The 13,221-nt window shown below is 65.8% G+C and carries 14 protein-coding genes; 7 read left to right on the top strand and 7 right to left on the bottom strand.

Annotation, left to right across the window (positions count from 1 at the left end):
• Positions 1-133 precede the first annotated feature (133 nt).
• Positions 134-1,354 carry a pyridoxal phosphate-dependent aminotransferase gene (locus AC4EEV_RS04500; protein ID WP_491330231.1) on the top strand — a complete coding sequence of 407 codons (1,221 nt, stop codon included), beginning with the start codon at positions 134-136 and terminating at the stop codon, positions 1,352-1,354.
• A gap of 51 nt (positions 1,355-1,405) precedes the next feature.
• Entirely contained in the window at positions 1,406-2,260 is an 855-nt protein-coding gene (locus AC4EEV_RS04495) for a polyphosphate kinase 2 family protein (protein ID WP_109863707.1), read from the top strand.
• A 17-nt stretch (positions 2,261-2,277) separates the two neighbouring features.
• On the opposite strand, the gene AC4EEV_RS04490 is transcribed toward AC4EEV_RS04495, so the two are convergent.
• A complete protein-coding gene (locus AC4EEV_RS04490) occupies positions 2,278-2,496 on the bottom strand; it encodes an exodeoxyribonuclease VII small subunit (protein ID WP_109863708.1) in 219 nt (72 codons plus the stop codon).
• Complete coding sequence (gene xseA / locus AC4EEV_RS04485; protein ID WP_491330230.1) at positions 2,493-3,827, bottom strand: exodeoxyribonuclease VII large subunit; 1,335 nt, start codon at positions 3,825-3,827, stop codon at positions 2,493-2,495. Before xseA ends, AC4EEV_RS04490 begins: the two co-directional genes overlap by 4 nt.
• A gap of 160 nt (positions 3,828-3,987) precedes the next feature.
• On the opposite strand from xseA, the gene AC4EEV_RS04480 reads away from it, so the two are divergent.
• The gene (locus tag AC4EEV_RS04480; protein ID WP_491330229.1) at positions 3,988-4,836 is read left to right on the top strand and encodes a hypothetical protein; all 849 of its coding nucleotides are present in this window, start codon (positions 3,988-3,990) and stop codon (positions 4,834-4,836) included.
• Between the two features lie 9 nt (positions 4,837-4,845).
• Positions 4,846-5,925 carry a 4-hydroxy-3-methylbut-2-enyl diphosphate reductase gene (locus AC4EEV_RS04475; protein ID WP_109863711.1) on the top strand — a complete coding sequence of 360 codons (1,080 nt, stop codon included), beginning with the start codon at positions 4,846-4,848 and terminating at the stop codon, positions 5,923-5,925.
• Positions 5,926-6,040: 115 nt separating this feature from the next.
• On the opposite strand, the gene AC4EEV_RS04470 is transcribed toward AC4EEV_RS04475, so the two are convergent.
• Positions 6,041-7,267, bottom strand: a complete 1,227-nt coding sequence (locus AC4EEV_RS04470; protein ID WP_109863712.1) for a DNA recombination protein RmuC — start codon at positions 7,265-7,267, stop codon at positions 6,041-6,043.
• 90 nt (positions 7,268-7,357) lie between these two features.
• Here AC4EEV_RS04470 and ychF point away from each other — a divergent pair, with 90 nt between their 5' ends.
• Positions 7,358-8,443, top strand: a complete 1,086-nt coding sequence (gene ychF, locus AC4EEV_RS04465; protein WP_109863791.1) for a redox-regulated ATPase YchF — start codon at positions 7,358-7,360, stop codon at positions 8,441-8,443.
• A 131-nt stretch (positions 8,444-8,574) separates the two neighbouring features.
• Here ychF and AC4EEV_RS04460 read toward each other — a convergent pair whose 3' ends face one another.
• Genes AC4EEV_RS04460 through AC4EEV_RS04450 form a run of 3 tightly spaced genes read right to left on the bottom strand, consistent with a single transcriptional unit; the run spans position 8,575 to position 10,604 of the window.
• Entirely contained in the window at positions 8,575-9,342 is a 768-nt protein-coding gene (locus AC4EEV_RS04460; RefSeq protein ID WP_109863713.1) for an SCO1664 family protein, read from the bottom strand.
• Positions 9,342-9,887 (bottom strand): DUF3090 domain-containing protein, encoded by a 546-nt coding sequence (locus tag AC4EEV_RS04455; protein WP_109863714.1) that lies wholly within the window; start codon positions 9,885-9,887, stop codon positions 9,342-9,344. Before AC4EEV_RS04455 ends, AC4EEV_RS04460 begins: the two co-directional genes overlap by 1 nt.
• A gap of 24 nt (positions 9,888-9,911) precedes the next feature.
• Positions 9,912-10,604: a histidine phosphatase family protein gene (locus tag AC4EEV_RS04450; protein ID WP_491330228.1), complete on the bottom strand. Its 693-nt coding sequence runs from the start codon at positions 10,602-10,604 to the stop codon at positions 9,912-9,914.
• A gap of 109 nt (positions 10,605-10,713) precedes the next feature.
• Here AC4EEV_RS04450 and AC4EEV_RS04445 point away from each other — a divergent pair, with 109 nt between their 5' ends.
• Positions 10,714-10,965, top strand: a complete 252-nt coding sequence (locus tag AC4EEV_RS04445; RefSeq protein WP_491330227.1) for a DUF1272 domain-containing protein — start codon at positions 10,714-10,716, stop codon at positions 10,963-10,965.
• Between the two features lie 37 nt (positions 10,966-11,002).
• Here AC4EEV_RS04445 and AC4EEV_RS04440 read toward each other — a convergent pair whose 3' ends face one another.
• Positions 11,003-11,470: a hypothetical protein gene (locus AC4EEV_RS04440; RefSeq protein WP_133831024.1), complete on the bottom strand. Its 468-nt coding sequence runs from the start codon at positions 11,468-11,470 to the stop codon at positions 11,003-11,005.
• Between the two features lie 84 nt (positions 11,471-11,554).
• Here AC4EEV_RS04440 and AC4EEV_RS04435 point away from each other — a divergent pair, with 84 nt between their 5' ends.
• Positions 11,555-13,186 (top strand): cryptochrome/photolyase family protein, encoded by a 1,632-nt coding sequence (locus AC4EEV_RS04435; protein WP_491330226.1) that lies wholly within the window; start codon positions 11,555-11,557, stop codon positions 13,184-13,186.
• Positions 13,187-13,221: the final 35 nt, after the last annotated feature.

Raw genomic sequence — 13,221 nt, 5'->3', positions numbered from 1 at the left:
TCCCCGCCCACAGGGGCGGAGCAGCAGGTGATCACGACGGCGGCTGCCGGACTTCCAAAGGTCCGGCAGCCGCCGTCGCGCGTGTGGCGGAGGTCTCAACGGTGATGCATCCTTCCTGTGGCATATTTGAGGGATGGCAGAATTCAGGCAGTCCACGAAGCTCAACAACGTCCTCTATGACATCCGTGGACCGATCCTGCAGGCCGCCCAGCAGATGGAAGCGGAAGGCCACAGAATCCTCAAGCTGAACATCGGCAACCCCGCGCCGTTCGGATTCGAGGCGCCCGACGCCATCCTCGTGGACATGATCCGCCACCTGCCCCACGCCCAGGGCTACAGTGACTCCCGCGGCATCTTTTCCGCACGCACCGCCGTCTCGCAGTACTACCAGACCCGAGGGATCCAGAACATCCACGTAGACGACATCTACCTGGGTAATGGCGTCAGCGAGCTCATCACCATGTCCCTGATGGCGTTGCTCGATTCCGGCGACGAAGTCCTCATTCCCACGCCGGACTACCCGCTCTGGACCGCCTCCGTGGCGCTCGCCGGTGGCAAACCGGTCCACTACCTGTGCAATGAGGAATCCGGCTGGCAGCCGGACCTTGAGGACATGGAAGCGAAGATCACGCCCCGCACCAAGGGAATCGTGGTCATCAACCCCAACAACCCCACCGGCGCCGTCTACCCCGATGCCACGCTCAAGCGCATCGTGGAGCTGGCCGAGAAGCACGGGCTGGTGGTCTTTGCCGACGAGATCTACGAGAAGATCCTGTACGAAGACGCCGTCCATGTGAATCTCGCCAAGCTCACCGGCGACGACGTCCTGTGCCTGACGTTCAGCGGCCTGTCCAAGGCGTACCGGGTGTGCGGCTACCGGGCCGGGTGGATGGCGATCTCCGGGCCCAAGAAGGAAGCCGCCGACTACCTGGAGGGCATCAACCTGCTGGCCAACATGCGCCTCTGCGCCAACGTCCCGGCCCAGCACGCCATCCAGACGGCACTCGGCGGCTACCAGAGCATCAACGACCTGATCCTTCCGGGCGGCCGCCTGCTGGAACAGCGCAACAAGGCCTACGACATGCTCAACGCGATTCCAGGTGTCAGCACGCAGCAGGCACGGGGCGCCCTGTACCTTTTTCCGCGCCTTGACCCGGAGGTCTACCACATCAGGGATGACGAGAAGTTTGTCCTCGACCTCCTGAGGGAACAGAAGATCCTGGTGTCGCATGGCCGGGCATTCAACTGGGTGCGGCCGGACCACTTCCGCATGGTCACGCTGCCGAACGTGAAGGACATCGAGGAAGCCATCGGCCGGATGGGGGACTTCCTAAGCCGGTACCAGGGGAACTAGCCTGTGGTCACGGGCGCGCCGCGTCCATGACCCTCCCAGGGAAGGACCCCCGTGGCCAGCATTGTCGGTTTCGACCAGCACCCCTCTGACACCCTGCGCGTTGGCAAGGGATTTTCCCTGGCCGCGGTGGACCCCGACGCCACTCCGGGCTACAGCGGCAACAAAGCTGACGGCGAAGCGCTGCTGGCTGACCTGGACGGGAAGCTCACGGAGATGCAGGAGAAGCTGTTCGCGGAGTCACGGTTCGGCGGGAGGAAGCGGATCCTGCTGGTCCTGCAGGCGATGGATACCGCTGGCAAGGGCGGCATCGTCAACCACGTCATGGCCACCATGGACCCCCAAGGCGTCCAGTTCAAGGCATTCAAGGCCCCCTCCGAGCAGGAGAAGTCCTACGATTTCCTTTGGCGCATCGAGAAGGAGGTGCCGGCGGCCGGGATGGTGGGGATTTTCGACCGCTCCCATTACGAGGACGTCCTCATCCACCGGGTCCACAATTGGGCCACGCCGGAAGAGATCACCCGTCGCTACCGGGCCATCAACGAATTCGAGGGACGCCAGGCAGACGCCGGCACCAGGATCGTCAAAGTGATGCTCAACATCAGCAAGGATGAGCAGAAGTCCCGGCTGTTGGCCCGCTTGGACAATCCCGCCAAGCACTGGAAATACAGCAGCGGTGACTTGAAGGAACGGGCCTTCTGGGACGACTACATGGCGGCGTACCAGGCTGCTTTTGACGCAACCAGCACGGCTGCGGCCCCCTGGTACGTGGTTCCGGCCAACAAGAAGTGGTACGCCCGGATCGCCGTGCAGCAGTTGGTGATGTCGGCACTGTCCGATCTTCGCCTGGAGTGGCCCAAAGCAGAGTTCGACGTGGATATCGAACGGGAGCTCGTGGCCCGGTCCTGACCGGCGGCCGCGGCGGCTTAGAGCGGCTGGTCGCGTGCGGCTGCCAACCTCTTCCGTGCGCCCTCCAGCCACTCCTCGCAACGTGCGGCCAGCGCCTCCCCGCGCTCCCACAATGCCAAGGATTCTTCCAGGCTTGCCCCGCCTGCTTCCAGCCTGCCCACCACCGCGATGAGCTGCTCCCGGGCTTCTTCGTAGCTCAGCCCCGCGACGTCCGACTCCGGTTTTTGTTCGGTCATGCCTTCTCTTCCAATCCTTGCTGGTGGTCTGGTTTGCCTGGTTGCAGCACCCCGGTGGACGTGGCGCCAAATCGGCCCTCGGCCACCCGGATCGACAAAGCGGAGCCCGCCGGCGCCTCAGCAGGGCGGCGGACAACGGCGTGGCCGGACGCCGCAATCCGGGCGCTCTGGTCACCTGCCAGTTCGACGACGGCGTACCCCCGGTCGAGCGTCTTCTGCGGTGACAGCGCGCGTACCTGGGCCTTCAGGTGCTCCAGCTGGTCGGCCGCCCGCACCACCGTGGAATTCACGGCCGCCGAGGAGCGCCGCAGCAGCCGCTCTATTTCCTCGGCGCGGACGGAAACCATACCCTCGGGTGCTGCCATCACGGGCCGCGAGTGCAGCGAGGCCAGGCGGTCCGACTCGCGGTCCACCAGCCGTTCCATGCAGCGCCGCAGCTGTTCCCGCGCCTGGCGGACGCCTGCCAGTTCTTCGGAGACTTCCGGAACGATCCGCTTGGCAGCATCCGTAGGCGTGGAGGCCCGAAGATCGGCAACGTAGTCCAACAACGGACGGTCCGCCTCATGCCCGATGGCACTGACCACGGGGGTGGCCGCGGCAGCCACTGCCCGGACCAGGTCCTCGCTGTTGAACGGCAGGAGGTCCTCCAGGGCGCCACCGCCCCGGGCAATGACAATGACGTCAACTTCCGGCAACCCATCCAGTTCACGGAGTGCCCGGACCACCTGGGACACCGCAGTGTTGCCCTGCACCGCTACTTCACGGATCTCGAACTCCACGGCCGGCCACCGTAATGCCGCGTTGCGCAGGATGTCCTTCTTCGCGTCCGAGTCGCGGCCGGTGATCAGGCCGATGCGGTGCGGCAGCAACGGCAGGGGCTTCTTCCTCGAATCGGCGAACAGGCCCTCCGCGGCCAGCGCCTGGCGCAGCCGTTCGATCCTGGCCAGAAGGTCGCCCAGGCCGACGGGACGGATGTCCCGCACCAGCATGTTCAACCGGCCGGTCTTCATCCAGAACTCGGGTTTCAGCAGCGCAACCACCCGTGAGCCCCGCTCGAGCGGAAGGTTCTGCCGCTCCAGCACTTTCGTCCAGACGGACGCGGGCAGCGATACTTCCGCATCAAGGTCGCGAAGGGTGATGTACGCGTTGGTGCCGCGGCGGTTCAGTTCGATGACCTGGCCTTCCACCCATGCCGACGGAGTGCGGTCGATGTGCGCCTTCAGCTTCTGCGACAACAGCTGGAGGGGCCACGGATTGTCCGGGCTGGTTTCCGCTGCGGTGGCCGGCAAAGTGGTGGGTGCGGCACCCGGAAGGGATGCCTGGTCAGACATGCGGACGCCGGTGCGGGGCTGGTGCTGCGGGCATGGGGTCCTTCAACTGTTGTGGGCGGTCAATCAACCTTATCCATAAGGTCTAGCACCCGGGGCTGACAGGGACGGCCAGGCGGCCTGCCTAGGATGGAGTGAGGCCCCCAACCCCGAAGGACCTGCCGTGCGCACTTTCATTTCCGCCCTCGCCACCGTGCTGGGCATCCTCCTGGCATCCGTCGCCGTCCCCGCCATGTGGGTGGACCGGAACATCATCCAGGAAGACGGATTCGTCCGGCTTGCGGCGCCGCTGGGCAAGAACGCGGACTTCCAGAAGAAACTCGCTGCCGCGGCCGTGGGAACGATCGATACGGGTTCGGTTCCCGGCGCCCTGTCCGGGCTGGTCGATTCGGTCCTGGAGAAGGCCGCGGAGTCCCTGACCCAGCTTCCCGGCTACCCCGCAGCGTGGGAGGAGACCCTTCGCAGGAGCCACCGCCTGAACTTCGCAGGCCCGGCGGGGGAGGCCGGCAACGTTCCGGCGTCGTCGCTGACCCTTGACGTAGCCCCGCTGGTTGCCCTCGGTTCGGAGGAAATCTCCCGCACCACGCGGCTTCCCCTCAACCCGCCGGACCAGGCCCTCATCAACGTCGGCCAACCCGCACAGCGCGAGTGGGCGGAGCGGTTGGCCACCTACGCGCCCATGGGCTACATCGCCGTCATCGGTGCCGGCATTGCGTTCCTGTTGGCACTCGTCGCAGCCCGCCGCCGCTGGACAGTCCCGTTCGGTGCGGGCCTTGGCGGCCTGGCCCTCGCCGGTCTCTGGTCGCTCGGACTGCAGCTGGGATCGGCCCGCGCCGCGACCGCAGACACGGGCAGTTCGGTGGCAAACATGTTTCGCGACGAATTCGTGGGCGTGGCAGCGGCTGACTTCCAGGCGTGGATCGGTGCCACCGCGGTGACTGGCGGGGTCCTGGTGGCAGTGGGAATTGTGACGTTGTTCGCCTCCCGGAAACGGGTGCAGGCCAGCCGGTAGCATGGAGGGATGACCACCTCGGCTGTACCCCTTTCGATGCCAACCGTTCCGCGCCGGCGCCGCTCTCCCCAGGAAGTGGCGGCCGCGGCCCCCGTGAACGGAACCAAGAAGGTGCTGCTGGCCGCTCCGCGTGGCTATTGCGCCGGTGTTGACCGGGCAGTGATCGCCGTCGAGAAGGCCCTGGAGCACTACGGTCCGCCCGTGTACGTCCGCAAGCAGATCGTCCACAATGTCCACGTTGTCAGCTCGCTCGAGGAAAAAGGCGCCATCTTCGTGGACGAAACTGACGAAGTGCCAGAGGGCGCGCTGGTGATCTTCTCGGCCCACGGCGTTTCCCCGGCCGTCGTCGAATCGGCGGAGAGCCGAGGACTGCGCACCATCGATGCCACCTGCCCCCTGGTCACCAAGGTGCACAAGGAAGCCGTCCGCTTCGCCAAGGACGACTTCGACATCCTCCTGATCGGCCATGACGGCCATGAGGAAGTGGAAGGCACCTCCGGTGAAGCGCCGGACCACATCCAGATCATCAATGGGCCCCACGAAGTGGACAAGGTGACCGTCCGCGATCCGGAGAAGGTCATCTGGCTGTCCCAGACCACCCTCAGCGTCGACGAGACCATGGAAACCGTCCGGTTGCTCAAGGACCGGTTCCCCACCCTGCAGGACCCGCCCAGCGATGACATCTGCTATGCCACCACAAACCGGCAGGTGGCCATCAAGAAGATCGCGCCCAAGGCAGACCTGGTGATCGTGGTGGGTTCCGCCAACTCGTCCAACTCCGTCCGGCTGGTCGAGGTGGCGCTGGAATACGGCGCCAAGGCCTCGTACCGGGTGGACTTCGCGAACGAGGTTGACGAAGCCTGGTTCGAAGGCGTTGCCACCGTGGGCGTCACGTCCGGGGCCTCAGTTCCGGAGGTCCTGGTGCAGGACGTCCTGCGGCTGCTGGCCGACTATGGCTACGGCGCGGTGGAAGAAGTGGTCACCGCCGAGGAGGACCTGCTGTTCTCGCTGCCCAAGGAACTCCGTGCAACCCTCAAGGAAGCCGGCGATGTCAGCCGCGCCCTGGGCGGCCGCCGGACCCGCAGCTGACCACCCCCGCCGCCGGGGACCCAGCACAGCAGGCCGACGGCGGCAATCAACAGTGTGAAGGAAGGGCCGGGCAGTTTCAAACAACTGCCAGGCCCTTCCAGCACCCCCAAGGTTCTCAGGCCGCTTCGTCGTCGCCCTGGAGTTCAGGCGCCACCAGCGCGCGCGGGGTTGCTTCCACCAAGGCCGGCGTGACGAGGCCTGAATCTTCCAGGGTGTTGAGTTTCCGGGCCGTGGGCAGGATCCGCGCTTCCAGGGTCCCCACCATGGCGTTGTAGCGATCCACCGACGACTTCAGGGACGAGCCGAGCTTCCCGACGTTCTCACCCAGCGTCCCCATCCGGTCGTACAGCTGCCGCGCGAGCTCGAATAGTTCGCGTGCGCTGTCCGTCAGGACATCCTGGCGCCAGGTGAACGCCACGGACTTCAATACCGCAAGCAGCGTGCTTGGCGAGGCGAGGACCACGTTGCGTGACAATGCATAGTCCAGGAGTCCGGCATCTGCCGTCAGCGCCGCCGCAAGAATCGATTCCGCGGGAATAAAGCAGACCACCAGTTCCGGCGAATTTCCCGGAATGTCCCAGTACTTCTTGGTGCCCAAAGCGTCCACGTGCGCCCTCAACGCTTTGGCGTGCGCTGCCAGCAGTGCCTGGCTGCGGGCATCATTCGCGGACCGCGCCCCGGAGGGCTGGACCGTGCGGGGATCCGCCACACCGAGATCCTGCGCCTCCAAGTAGGACGACAACGGCACCTTGGCGTCCACCACAAGTTGTTTCCCGCCGGGCAGCTGCACCACCAGGTCGGGGCGGACGGAAGAATCGTGGCCCGCACTGTGGGCCTGCTCCACGAAGTCCACGTGGCGGAGCATCCCCGCGGCCTCCACGACCCGCCGAAGCTGTACCTCGCCCCATTGGCCCCTGGCACTGTTTGACCGTAAAGCCGATTCCAGCGCGTGCGTGGAGCGGATCAGCTGCTCGTCGGACAGCCGGGCTTCCTGCAACTGCTGTGCCAGCTGGCCGTACTGTTCCACCCGGTCCCGTTCCAGGAGTGCCACCTGATGCTGGACCGCGGACAGTTTTTCGGCCACCGGGGCCAGGGCACGCAGCACGCTGCCGTCCTGCGTCCGCGCCTCACCGAGCTCACGGTTCTGGGCAGCCAAAAGCCGCCGCTCGGCGTCGGCCGCTGCCAACTGGGCCGTCACCTCCGAAAGCCGGGACGAGACAGCGTCAAAGTCCGCCTCCAGTCCGCGGGAGTTCCTGCGCAGCAGGACGTACATGGCCGCCGCACCGGCCAGTGCACCCAGAAGCAACATCAGAAGGGCCAAAATCAAGGCAAAAGCATCCATGGCTTCACTGTTGCACGGGCCTCTGACAATCACGGCTAGTGACATCCCCGGGTACTGGCGGCAGGGCCCCGGCGGGTAGAATCAATGCTCGTGGCTCTAACTATTGGCATCGTCGGACTGCCCAACGTCGGCAAATCAACCCTTTTCAACGCACTGACCCGCAACCAGGTGCTCGCGGCGAACTACCCGTTCGCCACGATCGAGCCCAACGTCGGCGTCGTCAACCTGCCGGACCCGCGGCTGGAAAAGCTGGCTGCCATCTTCGGCTCCCAGCGCGTGCTTCCCGCCGCCGTGTCCTTCGTCGACATCGCCGGGATCGTCAAGGGCGCCTCGGAGGGCGAAGGGCTGGGAAACCAGTTCCTGGCCAATATCCGCGAGGCCGAGGCGATCGCCCAGGTGGTCCGCGTGTTCGACGATCCCGACGTCATCCACGTCGACGGCAAGGTGGACCCCCGGTCCGACATGGAGACGATCAACACCGAGCTGATCCTCGCTGACCTGCAGACGATTGAAAAGGCCGTCCCGCGGATCGAAAAAGAAGTCAAGATCAAGAAGCGCGAAGCCGCCGAACTGGCCGCCGTGAAGGCCGCCCAGGCGGTGCTGGAACGTGGCGACACGATTTTCTCCTCGATCAAGAGCGACAAGCTGGAGATGGAGCACCTGAAGGAACTCGGCCTGCTGACCGCAAAGCCGTTCATCTACGTCTTCAACTCCGACGAGGGAATCCTCGGAAGCCCCGAGAAGCAGGCTGAGCTGCGCGCCCTGGTGGCCCCGGCCGACTGCATCTTCCTCGACGCCAAGCTTGAGTCCGACCTTGTCGAACTGGACGAGGAAGAAGCCCGCGAGATGCTCGAGATGAACGGCCAGGACGAATCCGGCCTCGACCAGCTCGCCCGTGTTGGCTTCCACACCCTGGGGCTCCAGACGTACCTCACCGCCGGGCCGAAAGAAACCCGCGCCTGGACCATCCGGCAGGGCGATACGGCACCTCAGGCCGCCGGTGTCATCCACTCCGATTTCCAGCGCGGGTTCATCAAGGCCGAGGTGGTGTCCTTCAACGACCTCGTCGAAGCAGGATCCATGGCCGAGGCAAAGTCCCGCGGCAAGGTCAGGATCGAGGGCAAGGAATACGTCATGGCCGACGGCGACGTGGTGGAGTTCCGCTTCAACGTCTAGTCCAGGGGCGCCGGTGCGATGGCCGCTAAGAACGATGGTTCTTGGCGGCCTTCGTTCTTTGGTCTCCGGTTGGCGGGCATCATGCGGCCACCCTCATGCCCGATGGCTGCGAAGCATCCGGGGGAAGTTCCTCAGAACAGCGGCCAAGGTACCGCCGACATTTCGCCGCTCGGAGCCGGAAACCGCCCCGTCTGGCGCAACCGGGCGCAGCGGGCGGCGAGCGATGCGATTTCTTCGGCGCTGATCAGGTCCGCCAGGTCCCGGCCCAGTTCGCCGTCAAGTCCCGCGCTGACACGGTCGACGCCGGCGCGCTCCTCGGCGGTCAGGGCCTCTCCCAGCCATCCCCACAGCACCGTGCGGAGCTTGTGGTCGCTGTGAAAGGTGAGCCCATGGTCCACGCCGTGCCGGTGTCCGCGCGGCATGGCAAGGATGTGGTCGCCCTTGCGGTCGGCGTTATTGACGATGATGTCGAACACTGCCATGCGCCTGAGGGCCGGCGAGTCTTCGTGGACCAGCGCGACCATCCGTCCACGCTCGTCCTGTCCCTCGAGGATTTGTTTCCAGCCCGTCTCCGGCACCTGCTCCGTAGCGACCAGGTCCACGGGGCTCTGGGCGGGGTCCCGCTCCTGCCAGAGCTGGACCATCCCTTCGCCCATCGGACCATCGCGCAGCCAGGTGCGGGGCACGATGTCCCAGCCCAGGACCTGCGAGACCCGGTACGCGGCCACCTCCCTGCGGGCCAGGGATCCCGCGGGAAAATCCCACAACGGCCGCTCGCCTGCAACCGGCTTGTAAACGACGGCCACGTCGCCGATGCTGCCCAGGAACGTAGCGTTTGATGCCGTCGTGATGCGGCCGGTGAGAGTCAGCTCGGCGGCCAGCAGGTCCGGCGCCGGCATCAGGCCTCGGGAAGGGTGCAGGTGTGCCCGTCGGCGTCTATGGGGTAGCCGCAGATCGGGCACGCTGGACGTCCGGCGCCCACGATCTCACGGGTCCGCTTGGCGAAGGCACGGGCGGTGCCGACAGGCATCCGCACCACCAACATTTCCGACTCGTCGGAGTCCTCGTCAAACGATTCGTCGTCGTCATCGGCATCGGTAATGGGATGCGCCTCAATCACCACCTGGGCCGTGCTGGGGTCCCACCCCAAGCTCATGGCCCCGGTGCGGAACTGTTCCTGGACGGCCTCAAGCTGGTCGTTGTCGACAAGTTCAAGGGGCGTGCCAGTGGGAATGCTGAAGGGATTGCCCTCGACGGTGATGAGCTGGTCGAGGATTTCGTCGATCTTCTCCGCAAGCAGGGCGGACTGCTGCTTCTCCATGGCGATACTCACCAGCTGCGCCCCTGCCCGTACCTGAAGGTAGAACGTACGCGCCCCCGGCAGGCCAATGGTGCCAACAACCACCCGGTCAGGCCAGTCAAACTCGTGAACACGTGTAGGCATGTCAGTATTCTAGGCACATGGGGTTCACGGCGCCTTGTGCCCCGCGCCGCCGCCTACCGGAGCGTCGACGGCGTCCATGCCCTTCGACAACCACGACAGGTCGCCGGCATCGGTGTTGGTGGCGTAGACGCTCGGCCGGTTGGCACCGTAGCGCACGATCGATACGGACGCGGGACCGACGTTAATCCGCTGGAACAGATCAAGGTGCATGCCGAGCGCGTCAGCGAGGATTGACTTGATGATGTCGCCGTGGCTCACCGCTGCCCAGACGGCCCCCGGCCCGTACTCGGCTTCGAAGGCTGCGTCGTGGCGTCGGACAGCTGCCACCGACCGGGCCTGCATCGTGGCAATGGCTTCGCCGCCCGGAAAGACGACGGCGGACGGTTGCGACTGCACGACCGGCCACAGCGCGTCGGTTGCGAGTTCGCTGAGCAGGCGGCCCTGCCATTGGCCGTAATCGCACTCAGTGAGATCCGGATCGGTCGGCGCATGCGGCGCACCGGCCTGGCGGTCCAGGATGAACCGGGCGGTCTGCAGGCACCGCTCAAGCGGACTGGACACCACGCCGACCAACGGCACCGGCGCGAGCCGGTCCGCGGTCAGTGCCGCCTGGTCCCGTCCGAGCTGGTCCAGGCCGACGCCGGCCGCCCGGCCGGCCAGCAGCCCCGTGGCATTGGCAGTGGTGCGGCCATGCCGCACGAGAATAACGGTCGCCATGCACCCAGCCTATCCACCCTGTCGAACGTTCACAGGCAGTGGCCGTCCGGGAGTCCAGCCTCAAGGTGTACCGGGCGTTTGTGCGGGTCCCATTGGCTAGAGTTGTCGGATGCTTGAGATCCGTCCCAATTGCGAATGTTGCGACCGCGACATTGCGCCGTCCGATCCCGCCTACATCTGCACCTTTGAATGCACGTGGTGCCCGGACTGCGTCGGGCGCTTCCCCAACAGGTCATGTCCCAACTGCGGTGGCGACCTGCAGCGGCGGCCTGTCCGCCCCGCGGCAGCCCTGGTCAACAATCCGGCGGGTACGGTCAGGGTGGTGTCGCCCGGTTGCCTCCAGCAAACCACCCGTAGCTGAGGCCGGCCGGGACCAGAACGGGTGCAGGCCCCGGCGGTCAGCCTGCCCTGGCGTCCCTCACAAGCAGGCCCAGGGCAGGTATTCCGGCGAACACTGCCGGAATCACCAGAAGCACGCCGTACTCGGGCACCAGGGCAGACGCGGCGCCGGCAGCGATACTTGCCGTCAGGGCAGCAGAAAGGGACAACCGCAGTGGCTTGCGCTCATCCCTCGGGTTGAAGAAACGGAACCCCCCGAGGCCGGCGGTGACAACAGCGCAGGCAACGACGACGACGGACAGCACCCCCGCCGTCGTTCCTGGAGAATCCTTGAGCCGGTCAATGAGGACAACCGGGACTGCGAGCATCCAGCCGCCGAGGAGCAATGCCAGGACGCAACCGGCCAGCCGTCCTTTCGGCACCGGTTCCAGGGCGGACAACTGTTCTGCCGGCAGGTCCGCCTGCCGGACGCGGCGATGGGCTGCAGGTGGTGGCGGCTGTGACGGCCGTGCGGTGTTTTCAAGCATTCTTCCCCCAATGCCATTGCCTGACGTCCGTCCACCCTACCGCCCGCGGCCCTGGCCGAAACCGAGGCACCATAGGGTTTCCCTATGACTGATGGACCACGCCTGCGCCTTGTCCTGCCCCATCAACTCTTCGAGAAGCACTGGGAGGAGACGGGCACGGACACCGTCTTCGTGCTCATCGAGCATGACCTCTACTTCCGCCAGTACGCCTTCCACTCCCACAAACTGGTGCTGCACCGCGCATCCATGGCCAGGTTCGCCCGCCGGCTTCGCGGGCTCGGCTACGACGTGGTGGTCCTCGCCAGCGACCGGACCCGGACGTCACGCGTCCAGCTTGCCGAGCTGGTCAGGCAACGGCGTCCGCTGTCCGTCACCTGGTTCGACGTCGTCGATGACTGGCTTGAGCAGGACTTGGCTGCGGGACTGGCCGACGGCGGGTACCGGCTGCGCAGCGAAGACGTGCTCGAGACGCCGAACTTCCTGACGGCCCGCACGCAGATCGACGACTGGTTCTCCCATAACCGGCCACGGATGCAGGACTTCTATATCTGGCAACGCCGGCGGCTGGACATCCTGGTCGATAACGGCGAACCGGCCGGCGGAAAATGGTCCTTCGACGCGGAGAACCGCAAGAAGCTTCCCCGGGGGCATGTTCCACCCACCGTCAGCCGCTTCAGGGACCACCCCGCTCTCCAGCAGCAAGGCGCGTTCGACCTTGATGCGCTGGCTGAGCCCTCCCTGGCGGCCCGAAGCCGGCACAGCGACGAGGCATCCCGCGAGGTTGGCCTTGCGATTGAATGGGTGGCGCACGAATTCCCGGATGCCCCGGGCGACCCGCGCCTGTTCGCCTGGCCTACCACGACCCGGGAGGCCCGCGAACATCTGCAGGAATTTGTTTCAGAGCGCCTGGGCGGCTTCGGACCCTACGAAGACGCGATCTCAGCCGAGCATCCGTTCATCAACCACGGCCTCCTTACTCCGGTCCTGAACATCGGCCTGCTGGATCCGCGCGAAGTCCTGGACGCTGCCTTGGACGGCGCCGGCGACGCCACATCACTGGCCTCGCTTGAAGGTTTCGTGCGGCAGGTGATCGGCTGGCGCGAATACATGCGGGCCACCTACCGGGTGCGGGGCCGCCGGATGCGAACAGCCAACCTGCTCAACCACCGGAACCGGCCCGGTGCGGGCTGGTGGGATGCCAGGACAGGGCTGGCACCCGTGGACCTGGTCATATCGCGCGTGCTGGCCACCGGTTATGCCCACCACATCGAACGGCTGATGGTGCTGGGCAACGCAATGTCCCTGCTGCGGATCCACCCTGACGATGTCTATGCGTGGTTCATGGAGATGTTCATCGACGCCTACGACTGGGTGATGGTGCCCAACGTCTACGCCATGAGCCAGTTCGCCGCGGGGGCCGACATCACCACCAAACCCTACGTCTCGGGCAGCAACTACCTGCGGAAGATGTCGGACCTGCCGGCGGGGGAGTGGATGGCTGACTGGGACGGGTTGTACTGGTCGTTCATCGATGACCACCGTCCGGTCTTCGAACGGAATCCGCGCTCGCGGATGGTCGTGTCCTTGTGGGACCGGATGGATCCGGCGGTCAAGGACAACCACCGGGCCCGTGCCCACGCCTTGCTGGATGACCCCGGCCGTGACCGGCTGGTCCGGAAGCCCCCGTTTACGGGAGAGGGGGACAGGATTCGATGACTGGGCAGTGGCACCGCGTATCCTGATTTCACCGG

This window comes from Pseudarthrobacter sp. MOO14 (assembly GCF_058267675.1).
This window is presented reverse-complemented; position numbering and strand designations above follow the sequence as displayed.

Excerpts from the sequence above, each read along its gene's own strand:
- AC4EEV_RS04500 (WP_491330231.1), top strand. The coding sequence starts at position 134 with ATGGCAGAATTCAGGCAGTCCACGAAGCTCAACAACGTCCTCTATGAC.
- AC4EEV_RS04490 (WP_109863708.1), bottom strand. The coding sequence starts at position 2,496 with ATGACCGAACAAAAACCGGAGTCGGACGTCGCGGGGCTGAGCTACGAA.
- xseA (WP_491330230.1), bottom strand. The coding sequence starts at position 3,827 with ATGTCTGACCAGGCATCCCTTCCGGGTGCCGCACCCACCACTTTGCCG.
- AC4EEV_RS04475 (WP_109863711.1), top strand. The coding sequence starts at position 4,846 with ATGACCACCTCGGCTGTACCCCTTTCGATGCCAACCGTTCCGCGCCGG.
- AC4EEV_RS04470 (WP_109863712.1), bottom strand. The coding sequence starts at position 7,267 with ATGGATGCTTTTGCCTTGATTTTGGCCCTTCTGATGTTGCTTCTGGGT.
- AC4EEV_RS04460 (WP_109863713.1), bottom strand. The coding sequence starts at position 9,342 with ATGCCGGCGCCGGACCTGCTGGCCGCCGAGCTGACTCTCACCGGCCGC.
- AC4EEV_RS04455 (WP_109863714.1), bottom strand. The coding sequence starts at position 9,887 with ATGCCTACACGTGTTCACGAGTTTGACTGGCCTGACCGGGTGGTTGTT.
- AC4EEV_RS04450 (WP_491330228.1), bottom strand. The coding sequence starts at position 10,604 with ATGGCGACCGTTATTCTCGTGCGGCATGGCCGCACCACTGCCAATGCC.
- AC4EEV_RS04445 (WP_491330227.1), top strand. The coding sequence starts at position 10,714 with ATGCTTGAGATCCGTCCCAATTGCGAATGTTGCGACCGCGACATTGCG.
- AC4EEV_RS04440 (WP_133831024.1), bottom strand. The coding sequence starts at position 11,470 with ATGCTTGAAAACACCGCACGGCCGTCACAGCCGCCACCACCTGCAGCC.
- AC4EEV_RS04435 (WP_491330226.1), top strand. The coding sequence starts at position 11,555 with ATGACTGATGGACCACGCCTGCGCCTTGTCCTGCCCCATCAACTCTTC.